Origin of the sequence: Acinetobacter sp. ANC 4654 (assembly GCF_002135425.1) — a bacterium.
Lineage (GTDB): Bacteria > Pseudomonadota > Gammaproteobacteria > Pseudomonadales > Moraxellaceae > Acinetobacter > Acinetobacter kyonggiensis.
This window is the reverse complement of record NZ_NEGL01000007.1, coordinates 179,778-199,677: the sequence shown is the minus strand read 5'-3', so window position 1 is coordinate 199,677 and position 19,900 is coordinate 179,778. Positions and strand designations below refer to the sequence as shown.

Genomic DNA, 19,900 nt, shown 5'->3' with positions numbered 1-19,900 from the left:
ATCTGTTTAAGCTTAAGCCAATTCTTCTGCTAAGTTCATGGCTTCGGTTAATGCTTCATGTAAACGCGCCACTGAAATGATTTGTACATTTGCAATGGGTTTTTGAGGAGCATTACCTCTGGGTAAAATAATATATTTGAAACCATGTTTGATGGCTTCCTTTAATCGCTCTTGACCATTTGGCACAGGACGAATTTCACCAGAGAGTCCCACTTCACCAAAGACAGCCAGTTGTTGTGGTAAGGCTTTGCCGCGCAAACTTGAAGCACAGGCCAGTAACACCGCAAGGTCAGAACCGGTCTCGGTAATTTTTAAACCACCGACAACATTGACATAAACGTCTTGCCCTGAAGTTTGTACGCCACCGTGACGGTGCATGACGGCAAGCAGCATATTAAGTCGGTTTTGTTCTAAACCCAGTGCAACACGGCGCGGTTGTCCATGTGCATCATCCACCAAAGCTTGTACTTCAACCAAGAGTGGGCGTGTCCCTTCACGGCTAATCATGACGATAGAACCGGGAATGGCTTCATCATAACGACTTAGGAAAATGGCAGATGGATTAGCAACTTCTCGTAAGCCTTTATCGGTCATACCAAACACGCCTAACTCATTGACTGCACCAAAACGGTTTTTGACGGCACGAATCATTCGATACCGTGAGTCAGATTGACCTTCAAAATACAGCACACAATCGACCATATGTTCTAGAACACGTGGCCCAGCGAGAGCACCCTCTTTGGTCACATGCCCCACCAGAAACAGTGAAGTGCCACTATTTTTAGCAAAACGGGTCAACAGTGCGGCGGATTCACGAATTTGTGAAACGCCACCGGGCGCAGATTGTAGTGTTTCGGTATATAGCGTTTGAATCGAATCAAGAATGGCCACCGCAGGGCGGACTTGCGCTAAAACTTCACAAATTCGTTCTACACAGGTTTCCGCCATGACTTGAAGATGGTCTGTCGGTAACTCTAAACGATGGGCACGTAAAGCCACTTGTGAAAGCGATTCCTCACCAGTGACATACAGCGCTGAACTTTGTGCCGATGCCATGTGTGTGGCAGTTTGTAACAAAATGGTTGATTTACCAATGCCGGGATCACCACCAATCAGCACAACAGAACCTGTCACCAAACCACCGCCTAAAACACGGTCAAATTCAGCAATGCCTGTTGCTAAGCGGGTTTCATGTGAAACGGAAATTTTATTTAAGGTGGTAATGTTGGCGACTTGCCCTGCATAACCACCGCCCATTTTCGGTTGGGCACGATGAGTGACGGCAGGTTCTACACGGACTTCCGTTAAGCTATTCCATTCGCCACATTCCGAACATTGACCTGACCATTTGGGATGATCAGCACCGCATTGCTCACAACGGTAAACACTTTTTGCTTTAGCCATATTTTGTTTTTTAAATGCTGAAAATGAATAATCTGATAACAGCATACAGATGAATTTTACTGAATTGAATGCTTGCTAGAATTTGAGTCCATAAAAAAGCCACCTTGCAGGTGGCTTGCTGAACTTTTAAAATTAATACAATTCGCCTGACTTACGTTTTGCAATGAAATCTTTCGACTCTTTCGCAATCACTGTAGAGAGCAATAACAGTGCAATTAAGTTTGGAACAGCCATTAAGCCATTGAATGTGTCGGCAAAGAGCCAAACCAAGTCGAGCGTGGCGACGGTGCCAATAAATACTGTCGCAATATAAATAAGACGATAGATGAGTACGTACTTTTCTCCGAAAATATAAGTACAACATTTTTCACCGTAATAACACCAACCTAAAATAGTTGAGTAGGCAAAGAAAATAATACCGAGCGTTACCACCCAACCGCCGACACCCGGTAAGAGTTGATCAAAGACACGCGTTGTAAGTACAGCACCTGTTTCATTTCCAAAGGTGTTGCCTGCCATGATGAAACCCATCACCAAGACAATACCCGTAATACTACAAACAATAATGGTGTCAATAAAAGTTCCTGTCATTGAAACCAAACCCTGACGTGCTGGATGATCTGTTTTTGCCGCTGCTGCTGCAATCGGTGCAGAACCCATACCAGCTTCGTTAGAGAAGACACCACGTGCGACCCCGTAACGAATCACAGCACCAATTGCACCACCTGCAACCGCTTCGCCAGTAAATGCATCTTTAAAGATCAATTCCAGTGCAGGTATAACCAAATCAAGGTGGTTGAGAATAATGATTAAACCACCTGCAACATAGCCAACCGCCATGACAGGAACAATTACAGTTGCTGCTTTAGCAATGGATTTAATCCCGCCTAAAATCACCAAGGCAGAAAAAACGGTAATGATGATACCTGTGATCCACGTTTCAATACCCATGCTGTTTTGCACGGCAAGTGCAACAGTATTGGACTGTACTGAGCTGCCAATACCGAAAGAAGCCACGGTGCCAAAAAATGCAAAAATCAACGCCAGCCATTTCCATTTTAAGCCATGTTCGATGTAATACATTGGGCCACCAGACATCAGCCCATTTTCATTTTTAACGCGATATTTGACGGCCAGTACACCTTCACCATATTTGGTTGCCATACCAAATAAAGCGGTCATCCACATCCAAAAGACGGCGCCGGGCCCCCCTAGAACGCATGCTGTCGCAACACCCGCAATATTACCCGTACCAATGGTGGCGGAGAGTGCTGTCATAAGCGAGGCAAAATGTGAAATATCTCCTGGATGTGATTTAGCTTGAGGGTGCTTACCAAAAACCTGTTTGAAGGCCAGTGGCAGCATACGAAATTGCCAGAACATGAGACGGAATGTGAGAAATACACCGGTACCGACAATCAGTACCAACATGTACGGACCCCAGACCCATCCGCTGAGTGTTTCCATTATCGATTGTAAGTTTTGCATCATAGCTTCTTCTTATCGTCTAGAGTTTCGTGAATGGCTTATTTAGATTTATCAATGCTTAAGCAAGTGGTATGCCATATTTGTGACCTTCCTGATCATTTGTTATAACGCGACTAAGACATTTATTCCTTATGGTTGAAAAGCTTTTAATTTTTGTTACTGGGTGCTGGATTTGTTATGAAAGCATTTTGTTTTATTGTTATTTATTTTTTAGCTAAAGTTCAGCACTTTTACAAGCATTTAAAATGAATTATTTATGTTTATTTTTAAATCAATTTTTCATCATTTTTCTATATAAGAAAAATAAATTAACTTTGTTACTTAATTAGAAAATATAGATAGTTCACAGTTTTTTATTGTTTTCTATATTTTTTACGTTAATTTGTTGCGATAGACGTCGAAGATGAATGAAATAATGTCACATCAAAATACAAGTTCGACCACTGAAAATGCTGAACTGCAACGAAGTTTGTCTAATCGACATTTGCAATTGATTGCAATCGGTGGGGCAATTGGTACGGGATTATTCATGGGCTCGGGTAAAACCATCAGCCTAGCGGGTCCTTCAATTTTAATTATTTATATGATTATTGGTTTTATGGTGTTTTTTGTCATGCGTGCGCTTGGCGAATTATTGCTATCTAACTTGCAATACAAATCCTTTATTGATTCCAGTACCGATTTAATTGGACCTTGGGCAGGCTATTTTGTCGGCTGGACCTATTGGTTGTGTTGGATCACGATCGGTATTGCAGATCTTTCTGCGATTATTTATTACTTACAATTTTTTAATAATGGAATGCCTTTTAGCCCATCAGAAGGGGTCATGATCAGTGTTGCCGCGATTGTTTTCATCATGGGTTTAAACCTCGTGACTGTAAAACTGTTCGGTGAACTCGAGTTCTGGTTTGCTTTAATCAAGATTATTGCCATTGTGGTGCTGATAGGTGTCGGTTTATGGATGATCTTCACGGGTTTTACCTCAACAGCAGGTGAGGTTGCATCGTTTACGCATTTATGGTCGCATGGCGGTATATTCCCAACAGGCGTAACGGGCTTCCTTGCGGGTTTCCAAATTGCAATTTTTGCGTTTGTGGGTGTAGAGCTGATAGGTACAACAGCAGCTGAAACCAAAGATCCTGAACGTAATTTGCCAAAAGCGGTCAATTCTATTCCTATTCGTATCATCATTTTCTATGTGTTGGCATTGGTGATTGTTATGTCCGTGACGCCGTGGAATAAAATTGATCCAACGGTTAGTCCTTTTGTAAACTTGTTTAGTCAAGCGGGTATTGCAGCGGCAGCCATCATTATGAATTTGGTGGTGTTATCGTCAGTGATGTCATCCATGAACAGTGGTGTATTTTCAACCAGTCGTATGCTGTTTGGTTTATCTCGTGAAGAACAAGGGCCTAAAGCATTTGGACATTTAAATAAACGTGCTGTTCCAGCCAATGCCTTGTACTTCTCTGCGGTATGTTTGTTGTTAGGTGCTGCACTTCAGTACTTTGTACCGAATACCGTTGAAGCCTTTACTTTGGCAACCACGCTTTCAACAATCTTGTTCATCTGTGTATGGTTGATGATTATCTGGAGTTATATTGTTTATTATAAAACGCGTCCAGAACTCCATGCAAAATCAACCTTTAAATTACCGGGTGGCTTGTTTACCTGTTGGGTGGTCATCGTCTTCTTTATTGGCATGATTTACGTGTTGTCATTAGAAGCCGATACCATGAAAGCACTGATGGTCAGTCCAATTTGGTTCATTATCTTGATTGTTGGTTACTTTGGTTTCTATAAACCGAAACATAAATAAGCCCTTTGTTGGTGAAAAACGTCAGTTTGAAACTGGCGTTTTTTTTTAACACACGATAATCTCTAGCGTTTAGCACTTTGGTCACGGCTGTGATCGAGTTATACTTCTTTGAAAACATAGGATAGGTGGTCAGATGCGTCTTGTCATTTGCTACATCAGTTTATTGGCGACAGGTTTTGCCTTAGTCGGTTGTGGTCAATCTGGAGCTTTACAGTTACCAAATGATCAGAATTACGACAAGCGTTCCAAGTATTTGTTATATCCCAATGTCGATTCCAAAAAGCAGTTTGAACAGAATCAAAAATCTGAACAGAAAGAGCTTGCAACACCGAATACTGAGTCTAATCAGACTGCTACACCTTAACGCTTTCATAGAAAGGATACATTCATGAGTTTTACCCGCATTAATGGGGTTTTGCACGCAGAGCAATGTTCATTGCAACAACTTGCGCAGCAATTTGGCACGCCACTTTATGTTTATTCAAAAGCCACTTTTGAAAAGCATTATCTCGATATGGATCGTGCATTTAGCTTTATCGATCATCAAATTTGTTTTGCGGTAAAGTCGAACTCTAATATTGCGGTATTGAATGTACTGGCGAAGCTGGGTGCAGGTTTTGATATTGTGACTGGTGGTGAGCTTGCTCGTGTGCTAAAAGCAGGCGGTGAAGCCTCTAAAATTGTGTTCTCTGGTTTAGGTAAATCAGAAGCAGACATTAAAAAAGCTTTAGAAGTGGGCATTGCTTGCTTCAATGTTGAATCGTATTCAGAGCTGGATCGCATTCAAAAAGTTGCGGCTGAACTGGGGCAAAAAGCACCTGTTTCTTTACGTGTCAACCCAGATGTTGATGCGAAAACACATCCATACATTTCGACGGGCTTAAAAGAAAATAAATTTGGTATTCCATCGGACAGCGTATTTGAAACCTATCAATATGCAGCTTCATTATCGAATTTAGATGTGATTGGCATTGACTGTCATATTGGTTCGCAACTCACTGAAACTCAGCCTTTTGTCGACGCACTTGATCGTGTGATCATGATGATTGAGAAATTGAAAGAGCTAGGCATTGATCTTAAACACATCGACATCGGTGGTGGTTTAGGCGTGACCTATAAAGATGAAGTACCGCCAACCGTTACTGAATATGCCAATGCATTGAAACCCGCTTTAGAAAAATTGGGCTTAAAAGTGTATATGGAACCGGGACGTAGTATTTCTGCCAATGCAGGTGTATTGCTGACTAAAGTTGATTTACTTAAACCGACCAACCATCGTAATTTTGCCATTATTGATGCAGCCATGAATGATTTGATTCGTCCAGCGTTATATGAAGCATGGATGGATATTCAAGAAGTTACACCACGTACCGATATTGAAGCGAAAGAATGGGATGTGGTGGGTGCAATTTGTGAAACGGGCGATTTTTTGGGTAAAGAACGCCAGTTAGCAATTCAAGAAAATGATGTTCTTGCAGTCTTGGGTGCAGGGGCATACGGTTTTGTGATGAGTTCAAATTACAACAGCCGTGGTCGTGCGGCTGAAGTGATGGTCGATGGTGATCAAGCGCATTTAATTCGTGAACGTGAAACCATAGAATCATTATGGGATAAAGAACGCTTATTGCCTTAAGGAGTCATTCAAGATGTTTTTAGAATTTACTAAAATGCATGGCCTAGGCAATGACTTTATGGTGGTTGATCTGATCAGCCAGCGTGCTTACCTAGATACCATGACCATTCAGCGTTTAGCTGACCGTCATTTCGGGATTGGTTTTGACCAACTGCTGATTGTTGAACCACCTGATTTACCCAATGTCGATTTTAAATATCGTATTTTTAATGCGGATGGTTCTGAAGTTGAACAGTGTGGTAATGGCGTTCGTTGTTTTACACGCTTTGTGCATGAGCGCAAATTGACCACCAAAACCAAAATTAAAGTACAGACCAAAGCGGGGATTGTTGAACCTGAACTGGGTCAAAATGGTTGGGTTCGCGTCAATATGGGCTATCCAAAATTCTTACCGAACCAAATTCCATTCCTTGCGGATGAGCCTGAAAACCTATATAGCTTAGCTTTGGCCAATGATGAAAGTATTATCATTGATGTGGTGAATATGGGTAATCCGCATGCAGTGACGATTGTTCCTGATGTGTTGACTGCTGATGTTGCTGGAATGGGGCCACAAGTTGAATCGCATGAGCGTTTTCCGCAACGTGTTAATGCGGGCTTTATGCAAATTATGGATGAAACACATGCGCGCTTACGTGTATTTGAGCGTGGTGTAGGTGAAACTTTAGCGTGTGGTACAGGTGCTTGCGCAGCTGCAATTTCAGGTATGCGCCGTGGTCTACTAGGCAATGCTGTGGAAATTGAACTGGCTGGTGGTAAGCTACAAATTGAATGGCGTGAAGGCGATGTGGTTTGGATGACGGGTCCAACAGCAAATGTCTATGAAGGCCGTATCGATTTGAGTTATTACCAAGCATAAAAATGCATGGTTTGATTAAAAAGCACTGTCATCATGATGGTGCTTTTTTATTTGAGCATCTGGTTTATAGCATGATGAATGATGTACGTTAGAATGAAGCCAATAGCATGAAAAAGTTGCAACATAAATTTTCTATTTACGATTGAATTTTGAATAAAAACCGATTAAATACAGTGAGAAAAATGTGATTGATCCTGAAATGCAGAACTATTCTCCAGCTGATTTATTGGTGATGTGGCTTAAAGAACGAGAAATTCAAAATCAATCTAAACATACACTACAAGCATATGATCGTGATGTTTCCGATTTTTTAAATTTTTGTGCAGTGAAAAAGCTCAGTTTAATGAATGTGGAATCTACAGATTTACGTGAATTTTTAGCTCAAAAAGTAGAACGGCAACAACTCAGCTCCAGTAGTTTACAACGCTTATTATCTTCAATTCGGCAGTTTATGAAATGGGCAGAGCAGGGGCAATATTTGGCTTTTAATCCAGCCGATGATTTTCAGTTAAAGCGCCAGCCTAGACCTTTGCCAGGTATGGTGGATATTGAAACGATTAACCAAATTTTAGATCAGCCCAAACCTGAAAGTGAAGTACAGCAACAAATGTGGCTGCGTGATAAAGCCATTCTAGAATTGTTGTATTCCAGTGGTTTACGCTTGGCAGAAGTACAAGGTTTGCGTATTAAAGATATTGATTTTAATCGATTTCTTTTACGTATTATCGGTAAAGGCAATAAAACACGTGTGGTACCTTTTGGTTCAAAAGCCAAAGATGCAGTCATGCAATGGTTACAGATTTATCCTCTTTGGAATGGTGATTTTGTGCCTGAGGCCAATGTATTTATTACCCAAAAAGGCAATCCATTGGGTGCACGACAAATTGAAAATCGGGTGAAATTTCAGGCACAACGTGCAGGGGTAAATATCGATTTACATCCACATTTGCTAAGGCATTGTTTTGCCAGTCATATGTTGTCGAATAGTGGTGATTTACGTGCGGTGCAAGAAATGTTAGGGCATAGTAATTTAACCACCACGCAAATTTATACCCATGTCGATTTTGAGCAGTTGGCGAAAGTGTATGATCAGGCACATCCACGGGCACAAAAATCTTAATTTTATCCAAGCATATTTTTGCTATTCGCTTTTATTTTTTTCTTGATATTTCATCTGTATTTTTTGGAAATACTGTTGCAAAGTGTCGATGTTGGCTTGTGGATCTATTAAGGCGATATAGGTATCAGGACGAATGAGATAAACCGCATTTTCGAGTAAACCGACCTTTTTGCAGTTCGTATCCCAAACAAATTCGGATAAAGGCAAATTGTGCTGATGGCACCATGTTTGCAGCTCTGACCGTGCTGTGCCATAGACATGAATCTGCCAAAGCATTTGTTTTAGCGGTTCAAAATTATTGCTTTGTGCTTGTTGAATCCAAGGTAAACGATCACCTGCATGAATTTTGCCAGTTTTTCCTTGGCTGAGTGGACTGTGCCGATAATGGATGCCAAGCTGTGAAATGATGCGGAAAATGAAGTGACTCAGTGGCGCATTGTTGTAAATTTTAGGCAATAGATAGGGAGCAATTTTGGTTCTAATTCCAGCGGCTAAAGCACCTTCTGCGGTGATTATACTAAAAATTCGATCTGTGCTTTTTACCAGCTTTTCAGCAAATGCCCGCCGTTCAATTTGATAGCTCTCTAGCAGTTGTTCCGAGGCTTGATTTTTGATAACTGCGGCTAATTTCCAAGCCAGATTGATGGCATCACCAATACCCGTATTCATTCCTTGAGCACCTGCTGGACTATGCAAATGTGCAGCATCACCCACCAGAAAAACATTGCCGATGCGATAGTCTGAAACAATACGATGATGCACGCGATAGGTTGAGAACCAATTGACCTTTTGGATGGTCAGACCTAGGTCTTGAATAGCGGTATGGGCGACATCATCAAAGCTTAAGTTTTGCCCAGCTTGAATGCGATCCTCACGAATTAGCCCAATCAGGCGTGCTTGTCCAAGTTGCCCATAAGAAAACAATAAAACAAAATCTTCTCGATCTAAAGAAACATGCACACCACCATCGACAGCAGTTCCTTGTACGTTGACATCCGCAACATAGAAAAGTTTTGAATACGTTCCACCAGAAAATTTCAGTCCTAATAGATGTCGTATTGGTGACTTTCCACCATCACAGGCACCCAAAAAACGGGCAGAATAGTGTTCTAAACCCTGTGGACTACGAATTTCTGCACAAATATGGTCTGCATGGTGGGTGAAACTAATCAATTCACTGGAGCGTTCAACATAAACCCCAAATTTTTCTAAATGTCGGATCAGCAGTCGTTCATGTTGATCTTGTGGATAGATCAAAATAAAAGGATAGGGCGTGAGTGTTTCACCTTGTTCGATTAATTTTAAAACACCGCGCTTTTTTCCCAATGCCCATAAGTTGAGCTGTACATTGGGATAACCGGCTTGGATCACTTCCTCTGCCAAATCCATCTGTTGATATAATTCGAGCGTACGTGCATGAATCCCCAGCGCCCGTGAACTTTGACTGGGTTCTGTATTTTTATCAATAATTCGGACAGGAATTCCTTGTTTACTGAGCCAAAGTGCAAGTACTAGACCCGTCGGCCCTGCACCAACAATCAAAACATTATTTTTCATGTTATCTCCTATAAAGTGACTCTTGAAAATGACTCCCGAAAAGTGACTCCTTAAAGTGAGTAGGTGAACATTGTTCAATATTTGATCTGAAAGGGTGCTTTATTTTGTTGTTTATTTTCTTGTGAAGTTTTTGAAGGATTTTTTAGCATAATCCTTTCACATAGGCATATTTACAGCAAAATTGTAGAGTTTTTTGTTTTGATGAAAAAGACGTCAAGACTGTCAATTGTTATAAAACATGTAGGTTAGTTTGTATGTTTTTTATTGCGATTCATAAGATTGGAACAATATCTGCATATTCTTTAAAATGAAAATAGAAAACCGACTTGAGGTTGGGTGCAGTGAAAAAAGTTGCTTTATTATAGGATGGTCGTATTTTATTTTTGTAGAATAAAAATAATATAGCGAATTGAAAATGATGAATGCGTAGATGGAGGGTAACGGAAATGAAAAATATTGAACAAAAATATGCACAATTAACCGAAGCACAAAAAGAAATTTTTGCAGGTTATGGTTTAAGACAGGTCAAACATTTTGTGGAAATTAGTTTGCCAAATATCGAACCCTCTTTACCTGAAAATACGCATGTGCAAGGCATTAATGCCGAAGGTAAGGTTCAAGCGGTTAATTCTGAGAGTAAAGAAACTTATCTTTGGATTTCAGATCTACAATGGCAAAAACGTCCGATTACGATGGTTAATATTGATTTAAAAGAAGACTTTTTAGAAATCTGGAAAATATTTAATCTTCAAGCGTATGAGCTGATTGATTTAAGTCATATTCATCGTGATTTTTTAGAAAACCAGTTGGTTTAAATTGAGCTGCATTTATTTGATAAAGCACATGTTTTTGTAGTGGGCTACGATGATCTAATGCAGGATGATTAAAATAGTGTTGAAATTGCATTCCTAGGCGTTGCATTACGGCTTGGGATTTACTGTTTTGTTGTGCAGTAAATGCAACCACTTCATTTAAATGAAGTGAATCAAAAGCAAAATCTAAGCAAGCAATCGCGGCTTCGGTTGCAAAACCCTTGCCCCAAAATTTTTGCTCAAGTCGCCAGCCAATTTCAGTACAGGGTGAAAATGTAAATTGATCAGGTTGCTGATGTAAACCAATGAAACCGATAAACTTACCCGTTTGTTTTAACTCTACTGCCCAAAAACCCCAACCTTGAATGTCGATTAGGGTTTGAAACTTTTGTGCCAAGGCATCACTTTGTGGTTGCGTTAAGCAATGTGGAAAATAGCGCATTACTTCTGCATTGGAATTTAGCGCATAAAACGGCTTGAAATCAGAATCTTTCCATGACCTTAAAATTAAACGCGATGTCTCAAGCTGTCGATTCAACATAATGTCCTAAAGATCGTCCAGTGGAAGCTGAAAACTTTGTTTAATAATTTGACTGGGTAAATCCGTTTTCACACTGGTAATGCCATTTTTCTTGGTTAAATGTGCAGACTGAAATTTACGATAGCTTTCTAAATCTGGAACCACAACTTTCAGCATGGCATCAGACTCACCTAAAATAATATAACACTCCATCACTTGAGGCAGCTCTTTCATCGCCTCAATAAAGCAATCAATCGTTTCAGCATCTTGCCCAACCAACCAAATACGTGAAAATAAAATCAGTTGTAAACCAATTTTTTGCGGATCGACAATGGTGGTATAGCTTTGAATGACACCTGATTCTTCCAGTAATTTCACCCGTCGTAAACAAGAGGACGGTGATAGTCCAATTTCACGAGCCAAATCATTATTTTGCATACGGCCATTGATTTGCAATTCACGAATGATATTTTTATCTATACGATCAAGTTTTATTGAAATAGATTTAGATAATGGTTTCATAAATTAGAATATAATTCGAAAAATAATTCTAATTATAGAATATTTTGAAACCCTATTTCGTAACATTTATTCGATACTTATTTCCACTTTCAAAATATAGAAAGGGAAAAAGGAAATGTCTGTATTTTTACTTTTCGCCTTAACGGTAATCCCGCTTATTTTTACACCTGGACCAGATATGTTATTTATCTTGTCGCAAGTGATGGGTAAAGATGTGAAAGCCGGCATGATGGCAACCGTTGGGGTATGTTTAGGATATTTAGTCCATTCTGTTTTGGTGGCTTTAGGTATTGCAGCGATTATTGTGTCCTTTCCCATTCTGTTTGAAACTATTCGCTGGTTAGGGATCGCTTATCTTTTATTTTTAGCTTTGAGTTTAATTAAATCTGTCTTTAACACGCAGAAACTAGCCATTGAAAAGAAAAATACAGCCAAGCCGATTCAAAAAGGCTTCTTTACTGCTTTATTAAATCCAAAAGGCATGTTGATTTACTTTGCCATTTTACCGCAATTTATCGACAAAACAGGCAATACAATCAGTCAGGGCTTAATCCTTTCTTTTATCTTTATTGGTTTATGTTTTGTGGTGTACGGTGGTTTAAGTGTGATTTTTGCCAAAATTAGCCAAAATACACAGATTGATGAGCGTAAACAAAAATGGATTGATGGTGGTTCAGGCGGCTTATTAATGCTTGCTGCAACTTGGCTCATTATTCAATAGTCTTACGATGAAAAGCATGTCTAAATGGCATGCTTTTTTTATGCAGCACTTTATGTCACGTTGGATTTATACATTAAACGTCATTTGTTACATGTTTAACTTAAAGAAGTGACCAGTTTTACGACAAATATAGCAAAGTAATGAGATCAATCTGTCTTAAATGACAGGACATAACTTATACATTTGTGCAAGAAGGGTAAGTTGATTAAACTTAAAAATAATCCAAAATAAGGATCAAATCAGAACCTTTGATGAGCTTAATCAAATAAAAAAATAATAAAAATCAATGCTTAAAAATTAACTAAATATTGATGGAATTCAGATGAATAAAAAAAAATTAAAAAAACATGAACGCCTAGTTCAAGGAATTTGACGTATTTTTACGGCTGTTTCGATAATTGTGACTTGACCGAAATGCCATACACATTGCAAGATAGGGCACCTAAAAATTTTAACTGAAGAGTTATTATAACTTTTCTCAATTTTACTTTTGCTAAAACAGCCGAGGATTACATGAAGGCTCTTGTTGCTGTAAAACGTGTGGTTGATGCCAACGTCAAAGTTCGCGTAAAACCAGACAATAGTGGGGTAGACCTTACTAACGTTAAGATGTCGATCAACCCATTCTGTGAAATCGCAGTGGAAGAAGCGGTTCGCTTAAAAGAAAAAGGAACTGTTTCGGAAATCGTTGTGGTTTCTATTGGTCCTAAAGAAGCGCAAGAACAAATTCGTTCTTCTATGGCACTGGGTGCTGACCGCGGTATCTTGGTTGAAACGACGGATGAGATTGGTGCACTTGAAGTGGCTAAAATCTTAAAAGGCATTGTAGAACAAGAAAAACCAGAACTCATCCTTCTGGGTAAGCAAGCGATTGATGACGACTCGAATCAAGTCGGTCAGATGTTGGGTGCTTTACTGGGTGCTGGTCAAGGTACATTTGCTTCTGTTGTGACAGTAAATGGTGACAAAGTTCAAGTGACGCGTGAAGTAGACGGTGGTTTACAAACGGTTGAATTGAATACGCCTGCAATTATTACCACTGATTTACGTTTGAATGAGCCACGTTATGCTGCGCTTCCAAACATCATGAAAGCGCGTAAAAAACCGCTTGATGTGAAGTCACCTGCGGATTATGGCGTTTCAGCGACAACTAAACTTAAAACAGTTAAAGTTGAACCACCAGCAGAGCGTAAAGCTGGCGTACAAGTGAAATCTGTGGATGAGCTTGTAGAAAAATTGAAAAACGAAGCGAAAGTGATCTAATACAGAAGGATAAAATCATGAGTATTTTAGTTATCGCTGAGCACGACAATAAGACACTTAACGGTGCGACTTTAAACGTTGTTGCGGCAGCTCAAAAAATCGGTGGTGATATCACTGTATTGGTTGCGGGTTCAGGCGCTCAGGCTGTTGCTGAGCAAGCGGCTCAAGTTGCGGGTGTAAGCAAAGTACTACTTGCTGACAATGCGGCTTATGCAAACCAATTGGCTGAAAATGTAGCTGCTTTAGTTGCTGAGTTAGGCAAAGGTTATTCACATATCCTTGCGACGTCTACAACAACTGGTAAAAACATCCTTCCACGTGCGGCTGCACTGTTAGACGTGAGCATGATCTCTGACATCATTGCTGTTGAAAGCGCTAAAACTTTCAAACGTCCAATCTATGCAGGTAACGCGATTGCGACAGTTCAATCTGATGAAGCAATTGTGGTTGCAACTGTACGTGGTACGGCATTTGATCCTGTCGCTACAACAGGCGGTTCTGCTGCGGTTGAAGCTGTAAGCGACGTGCAAGATGCAGGCATCTCTAAGTTTGTTTCTGAAGAGATTGTTAAATCTGAACGTCCAGAATTAACAGCTGCACGTATTGTGGTTTCTGGTGGTCGTGGTGTGGGTTCAGGTGAGAACTATCACACTGTACTTGATCCATTGGCGGACAAACTGGGTGCGGCTCAAGGTGCATCACGTGCTGCGGTTGACGCTGGTTTTGTACCAAACGACATGCAAGTGGGTCAAACAGGTAAAATCGTTGCGCCTGACCTCTACATTGCTGTGGGTATTTCAGGTGCGATTCAGCATTTGGCAGGTATGAAAGATTCTAAAGTGATCGTTGCGATCAACAAAGATGAAGAAGCGCCAATTAATGCAGTTGCGGATTACTGGTTAGTGGGTGACTTGAACACTGTAGTTCCAGAATTGGTTTCTAAAATCTAATTTCTGAACTTGTGTTTGAATAAAAACGCTCCGAAAGGGGCGTTTTTTATGTTAAAAAATAAGAACAAATAAACTGGTGGATTGTAGATGAGTTATCGTTTTAAAACCTATTTTCTCATGTTAGCTCATTATAATCAGTGGGCAAACCAGAAGTTATTTTCTATTTTAACCACGCTAACAGAAGAACAATTAAATCAAGATTGCGGCGCCTATTTTAAATCCCTTATGCAAACGGCAAATCATCTACTGGTAGGCGATTTACTCTGGTTTGAACGTATTAAGGGTGCAGTAGCCTCCAATTACGCCTTAGATGAGATCCTTTATCCCCAGATCATGTCGTTGATACCTGCGAGGTTTGGGTATGATCAGCGTTTAATTGGCTTTCTCAATGAATATGATGAAGCTGCATTTAATGGGCTTATCACCTATATTCGTCGTGGGCAGACTTATACTGAACCATTAATCGAGATATTAGCGCATCTATTTAATCATCAAACTCATCATCGAGGACAGATGCATAGCATGGTTTTTCAACTGACAGGTAAATCGTTAGAGTTGGATTTAATTTTTTTCCAAAGAGAAAATGCCCATTTCTATAAATGATGGTTTTGAATTTACGCTGACTTTTTCTATTGGAAATGGCGTTATTTTAGATTAAAAAATAAGCGTTTATTCTGTTCGTCAAAAAGTAGAAAATTAGATTTTTAACTTGTTAATTCTAATAAACTTTTTATTGTGAAAAAATACTATTTTTCAGATTACTAAACTCCCTGTTAGTGAGCCTTTTATGCTATAATTTACGGCTGTATTTAGACTTTAGCTCAGCTTATTTTGGGTTAATTTTTGCAAGATTGATTATATAAAACGAGCGGTTCAATACTGTACTGTTTGTAATAAGGAGTATGCATGAGCGTATCGGAAATTAGACCGATTGCCATTGAGGATGAACTTAAAAGCTCATATCTCGATTATGCCATGAGTGTTATTGTATCTCGTGCATTACCAGACGTGAGAGACGGTTTAAAGCCTGTTCATCGTCGTGTGCTGTTCGCTATGCACGAATTGGGCAATGACTACAACAAAGCTTATAAAAAATCTGCGCGTGTAGTCGGTGACGTGATCGGTAAATATCACCCACATGGTGATTCTGCTGTTTATGAAACCATTGTACGTATGGCTCAAGATTTTAGCTTGCGTTATCAATTGGTCGATGGTCAAGGTAACTTTGGTTCTGTCGATGGTGATAGTGCAGCAGCAATGCGTTATACCGAAGTCCGTATGCGTAAATTGACTCATGAAATGTTGGCTGATTTAGAAAAAGATACAGTCGAATGGGAAGATAACTACGACGGTTCTGAGCGTATACCGCAAGTCATGCCGACCCGTATTCCAAATTTATTGATCAATGGCGTAACGGGTATTGCTGTGGGTATGGCGACCAATATGGCGCCGCACAACATGACCGAAGTCGTCAATGCTTGTTTGGCTTATGCAGATAACCCGAACATCAGCATTGAAGGGTTAATGCAGTATATCTCAGGGCCTGACTTCCCTACAGGCGGTATCATTTACGGTAAATCCGGTATTGTAGATGCCTACCGTACAGGTAAAGGTCGTTTACATATTCGTGGTAAGTACCACTTCGAAGAAGATCCGAAGAATGGTCGTATCACCATCGTCTTCACTGAAATTCCTTATCAAGTCAATAAAGCAAGAACGATCGAACGTATTGCTGAATTGGTGAAAGAGAAAAAACTTGAAGGTATTTCAGAACTGCGTGATGAGTCTGATAAAGACGGTATGCGTATTGCAATTGACTTGAAGCGTGGCGAAAACGCTGAAGTGATTGTTAATAACCTGTTCCAAAATACTCAGCTTGAAAATTCGTTCAGCATCAACATGGTTTGCCTAGACAATGGTCAGCCGAAGTTGATGAATTTAAAAGATATCATCGCGGCATTTATTCGTCACCGTCAAGAAGTCGTGACGCGTCGTACCATGTTTGAACTACGTAAAGCACGTGAACGTGGTCATATCTTGGAAGGTTTAACGGTTGCTTTAGCCAATATTGATGCGATTATTGAAACCATTAAAAGTTCTGCTAACCCAGCTGAAGCGCGTGAGCGTTTACAAGTCGGCGAGTGGGCTGCGGGTGGCGTGGTTGCATTACTGGAAAAAGCAGGTTCAGTTTCTGTACGTCCAGAAATTATTGATGGTGAAGATCTGTCTAAACCTTATGGTTTTGATGGTGGTATTTACCGTCTTTCACCTGCGCAAGTGGGTGCAATTTTAGAATTACGTTTACACCGTTTAACGGGTCTTGAACAAGACAAGTTACACGCAGAATATTCTGAAATTCTGGGTCAAATTGCTGAACTCACTGCTATTTTAAATGACTTTAATTTGTTGATGAATGTGATTCGTGAAGAACTCGCATTGATTTTGCAACAATATGGCGATGCACGTAAAACTGCGATTGTTGAGTCACGCATTGATTTCTCACGTGAAGATTTAATTCCTGAAGAACAAATGGTGCTTACCGTTTCGAAAACAGGTTATGCGAAAACGCAACCATTATCTGACTATGCTGCGCAGCGTCGTGGCGGTCGTGGTAAGTCTGCAACATCCATGAAAGAAGATGATTACATTCAACATCTGATTGTGACATCGAACCATGCAACGGTTCTTTGCTTTACCAACGTGGGTAAAGTGTATCGTTTGAAAGTCTATGACGTGCCACAAGCATCACGCGGTGCAAAAGGTCGCCCAATGGTGAACTTACTGCCTCTAGATGCCAATGAGACCATTACAGCAATTTTACCTGTGATTGATGCACCGAAGAAATTTAAAGATCGTTTGGTTGCTTTCCAAGCATTTGTAAAAGCCAATAAAGCTAAACTACAAGAAAATGAAGTGATTAATGGTCATTTTGTTGAACTTGAAGCGGCTTTAGCTGAACTTGAAGATGGTGCAGATGATTTATCTGATGCATTACGTGTTCAATTGAAACAGTTGGGTGTAGAACTTTCGGGTACTGATCTGGATGATGACATCATTGCTGACTTTGCCCAGCAAGCTGAAAGCGTACGTAAAAACTTCTATGTCTTTATGGCGACTGAGTTCGGTACGATTAAACGCGTTGAGCTTGAACAATTTAGTAATGTTCGTTCAAATGGTTTACGTGCGATTGAGTTAAACGAAGAAGATACCTTAATTGGTGTCGCGATTACCGATGGTGAGCAGCAAATTATGTTGTTCTCTAATGAAGGTAAGGCGATTCGTTTTGCTGAAACGGATGTACGTTCAATGGGCCGTTCTGCCAAAGGTGTACGCGGTATGCGTGTCACGATTGGTGCAGCACAAGTTGAAGATACCGAAGATACTGATGTAGAGTCTGATGATGAAGATGCTTCGGATTCAGTTTTAGTCAGCCGTATTGTATCGTTGGTCGTAGTACCTGAAACAGGTGAAGTACTGTGTGCTTCTGAACATGGTTACGGTAAACGTACTCCAGTCGGCGACTTCCCAACCAAAAAACGTGGTGGTAAGGGTGTTATTGCACTTAAGACTTCAGAACGTAATGGTGAGCTTGTCGGTGCAGTTGCGATTGATGCATCTAAAGAGTTGATGTTGATTTCTGATGGCGGTACTTTAGTGCGTACTCGTGCTTCTGAAGTTGCACAAACTGGTCGTAATGCGCAAGGTGTTCGTTTGATCCGTTTAGGTCAAGATGAAGTGCTTGTGGGTGTTGTTACTGTCGAAGCAGTTGAAGAAGAAGAATTTGTAGCAGCTGTTGAAGGTGAGGAAGTCGTAACTTCTGAAGCTTTGATTGATTCTGAAATTTTAATTGATGATGAAATGATTGCTGATGAATCTGGTAATGAATCAGATTTAAATGAGTCTGAAGAAGAGTAAGTTTTGGCGGTGATAAAAAGGACGCGTAAGCGTCCTTTTTATATTTTAGATAAAAATTAAATCAGAGTATTTTGTTATTCATTATGCATTTAATACTCGTTTAAAATTCTCATCATTACTACAATGTTCTAAACAATCTTTAAGAATTCCAACTGCACGATAAATGTGTTCAGGTTTATCTAAAAATACTTGTCCATTTGTTTGTACTTCGAGTCCTGCACGAAATAATTCAAGTTTTCGTTGATCATCAATTGGAACTGCAAATTGAATCGTTGGGCGTTTACGATTTACATCGTATCTAAATAACCAACGATTATTTTTGTTTTGAAAAAGAATGGAATAATAACTTTCAGTATCTTTAGCTGTTAATTCTGCTTCAGGGAATAATTCACTAACAATACGGTAAAGATCCTGTTCATCTTTCGTCGTCACAATTTTTTCATTGTCTGGGTGAATAATATCAACAGGTTGATGGTCTATTATTGGTTGTTCAATTTTAGTTGGTTGAGGTTCTATGGGTTGTGCAGTAATAATCGTAGGTGAAGATAGTCCTTTAACAACGGTATCGCTAATAGCTTGTTCGACTGCTTGTTTTACAAAAGGTTGTATGGTTTCCAGAAATTTCGTATTTAATTGACGCTGAATATGTGCTTGTTGTGCAACATAACGAACAAAGTCTAAATCAATTTCATTAATACTTTTCTTTATTACTGTTTTAAACTGCTGGATATATTGATTTTCTTCAGCAAAAAAACGTAATTTTTCGACATGGAAATTATCATGTTTAAATTCGGCTAATTGCACCAGTTCTTCAGCTTTATGTTTCATAAAATCCACTGTAAGAAATGGTTTTTCATCCATTACATTGGTATTGATTAAATCAGTAAAGAAACGCCATTCTTTACCATTGGTAATTGCTCCGATTGTAACGCCAAGACTGCTATTAAAATAACGGGATAATTGTGGGGCATGATTGGTCAGATTTGCATTATAAGGTTTTGCTTCAATGAACATAACAGGTTGCCCATTGCAATATAAAGCATAATCAACTCTTTCTGTGGCTTTGACCCCTGGAAAGTCAGCAGCAAATTCTGCTAATACTTTGGTTGGGTCGTAAGGGTTAAAACCTAGAATGTCTAAGAGTGGTAAAATTAAAGCTTGTTTTGTTGTTTCCTCAGTGGTGCAGTGTTCCCCAACACGTTTAACGTGTTCAATATGGCTTTGAAGTTTATTGATAAAATTATTCATATCTTTCCTATTTTGAGTTGTTGTTGATTATGATTTGATCAGTATTCACTTGTTTTCTTTATTTTTCAA

The 19,900-nt window shown here is 39.7% G+C and carries 17 protein-coding genes; 11 read left to right on the top strand and 6 right to left on the bottom strand.

Translation table 11 applies throughout. The annotated features are described in order from the left end of the window. Positions 1 to 12: 12 nt before the first annotated feature. Both radA and B9T24_RS12545 read right to left on the bottom strand, forming a co-directional pair. Positions 13 to 1,404: a DNA repair protein RadA gene (gene radA / locus B9T24_RS12550; protein WP_086166119.1), complete on the bottom strand. Its 1,392-nt coding sequence runs from the start codon at positions 1,402 to 1,404 to the stop codon at positions 13 to 15. Positions 1,405 to 1,536: 132 nt separating this feature from the next. Beyond that, entirely contained in the window at positions 1,537 to 2,892 is a 1,356-nt protein-coding gene (locus tag B9T24_RS12545; protein WP_086166118.1) for an alanine/glycine:cation symporter family protein, read from the bottom strand. 415 nt (positions 2,893 to 3,307) lie between these two features. On the opposite strand from B9T24_RS12545, the gene B9T24_RS12540 reads away from it, so the two are divergent. The 5 genes from B9T24_RS12540 (at position 3,308) to B9T24_RS12520 (ending at position 8,323) form a co-directional block, all read left to right on the top strand. After that, positions 3,308 to 4,711, top strand: coding sequence for an amino acid permease (locus B9T24_RS12540; RefSeq protein ID WP_086166080.1), 1,404 nt, complete (start codon positions 3,308 to 3,310; stop codon positions 4,709 to 4,711). A 133-nt stretch (positions 4,712 to 4,844) separates the two neighbouring features. Continuing rightward, a complete protein-coding gene (gene lptM, locus B9T24_RS12535; protein WP_086166079.1) occupies positions 4,845 to 5,075 on the top strand; it encodes an LPS translocon maturation chaperone LptM in 231 nt (76 codons plus the stop codon). A gap of 24 nt (positions 5,076 to 5,099) precedes the next feature. Then, positions 5,100 to 6,344, top strand: coding sequence for a diaminopimelate decarboxylase (lysA, locus tag B9T24_RS12530; RefSeq protein WP_086166078.1), 1,245 nt, complete (start codon positions 5,100 to 5,102; stop codon positions 6,342 to 6,344). A 13-nt stretch (positions 6,345 to 6,357) separates the two neighbouring features. Beyond that, positions 6,358 to 7,203, top strand: a complete 846-nt coding sequence (gene dapF / locus B9T24_RS12525) for a diaminopimelate epimerase (protein ID WP_086166077.1) — start codon at positions 6,358 to 6,360, stop codon at positions 7,201 to 7,203. 199 nt (positions 7,204 to 7,402) lie between these two features. Beyond that, positions 7,403 to 8,323: a tyrosine recombinase XerC gene (locus B9T24_RS12520; protein ID WP_086166076.1), complete on the top strand. Its 921-nt coding sequence runs from the start codon at positions 7,403 to 7,405 to the stop codon at positions 8,321 to 8,323. A 21-nt stretch (positions 8,324 to 8,344) separates the two neighbouring features. Here the strand turns inward: B9T24_RS12520 and B9T24_RS12515 are convergent, their stop codons facing one another. Then, positions 8,345 to 9,880: an FAD-dependent oxidoreductase gene (locus tag B9T24_RS12515; RefSeq protein ID WP_086166075.1), complete on the bottom strand. Its 1,536-nt coding sequence runs from the start codon at positions 9,878 to 9,880 to the stop codon at positions 8,345 to 8,347. Between the two features lie 446 nt (positions 9,881 to 10,326). Between B9T24_RS12515 and B9T24_RS12510 the strand changes: the two genes are divergently transcribed. Further along, positions 10,327 to 10,695 (top strand): hypothetical protein, encoded by a 369-nt coding sequence (locus tag B9T24_RS12510; protein WP_416224362.1) that lies wholly within the window; start codon positions 10,327 to 10,329, stop codon positions 10,693 to 10,695. Here the strand turns inward: B9T24_RS12510 and B9T24_RS12505 are convergent. Both B9T24_RS12505 and B9T24_RS12500 read right to left on the bottom strand, forming a co-directional pair. Continuing rightward, positions 10,622 to 11,233 (bottom strand): GNAT family N-acetyltransferase, encoded by a 612-nt coding sequence (locus B9T24_RS12505; RefSeq protein WP_086166073.1) that lies wholly within the window; start codon positions 11,231 to 11,233, stop codon positions 10,622 to 10,624. The two genes, B9T24_RS12510 and B9T24_RS12505, sit on opposite strands and share 74 nt — an antisense overlap. A 6-nt stretch (positions 11,234 to 11,239) precedes the next feature. Next, positions 11,240 to 11,734, bottom strand: coding sequence for an Lrp/AsnC family transcriptional regulator (locus B9T24_RS12500; RefSeq protein WP_074947442.1), 495 nt, complete (start codon positions 11,732 to 11,734; stop codon positions 11,240 to 11,242). Positions 11,735 to 11,849: 115 nt separating this feature from the next. On the opposite strand from B9T24_RS12500, the gene B9T24_RS12495 reads away from it, so the two are divergent. The 5 genes from B9T24_RS12495 to gyrA all read left to right on the top strand — a co-directional run bounded on the left by B9T24_RS12495 (position 11,850) and on the right by gyrA (position 18,583). Beyond that, a complete protein-coding gene (locus B9T24_RS12495; RefSeq protein ID WP_086166072.1) occupies positions 11,850 to 12,455 on the top strand; it encodes a LysE family translocator in 606 nt (201 codons plus the stop codon). A gap of 513 nt (positions 12,456 to 12,968) precedes the next feature. Further along, positions 12,969 to 13,718 (top strand): electron transfer flavoprotein subunit beta/FixA family protein, encoded by a 750-nt coding sequence (locus B9T24_RS12490; RefSeq protein ID WP_086166071.1) that lies wholly within the window; start codon positions 12,969 to 12,971, stop codon positions 13,716 to 13,718. Between the two features lie 17 nt (positions 13,719 to 13,735). Then, on the top strand, positions 13,736 to 14,668 hold the full coding sequence (locus tag B9T24_RS12485) for an FAD-binding protein (protein WP_086166070.1): 933 nt from the start codon (positions 13,736 to 13,738) through the stop codon (positions 14,666 to 14,668). 87 nt (positions 14,669 to 14,755) lie between these two features. After that, positions 14,756 to 15,271, top strand: coding sequence for a DinB family protein (locus tag B9T24_RS12480; RefSeq protein ID WP_086166069.1), 516 nt, complete (start codon positions 14,756 to 14,758; stop codon positions 15,269 to 15,271). Between the two features lie 303 nt (positions 15,272 to 15,574). Next, a complete protein-coding gene (gyrA, locus tag B9T24_RS12475) occupies positions 15,575 to 18,583 on the top strand; it encodes a DNA gyrase subunit A (RefSeq protein ID WP_086166068.1) in 3,009 nt (1,002 codons plus the stop codon). Positions 18,584 to 18,664: 81 nt separating this feature from the next. Here the strand turns inward: gyrA and B9T24_RS12470 are convergent, their stop codons facing one another. Then, positions 18,665 to 19,831: a type I restriction endonuclease gene (locus tag B9T24_RS12470; protein WP_086166067.1), complete on the bottom strand. Its 1,167-nt coding sequence runs from the start codon at positions 19,829 to 19,831 to the stop codon at positions 18,665 to 18,667. Positions 19,832 to 19,900 lie beyond the last annotated feature (69 nt).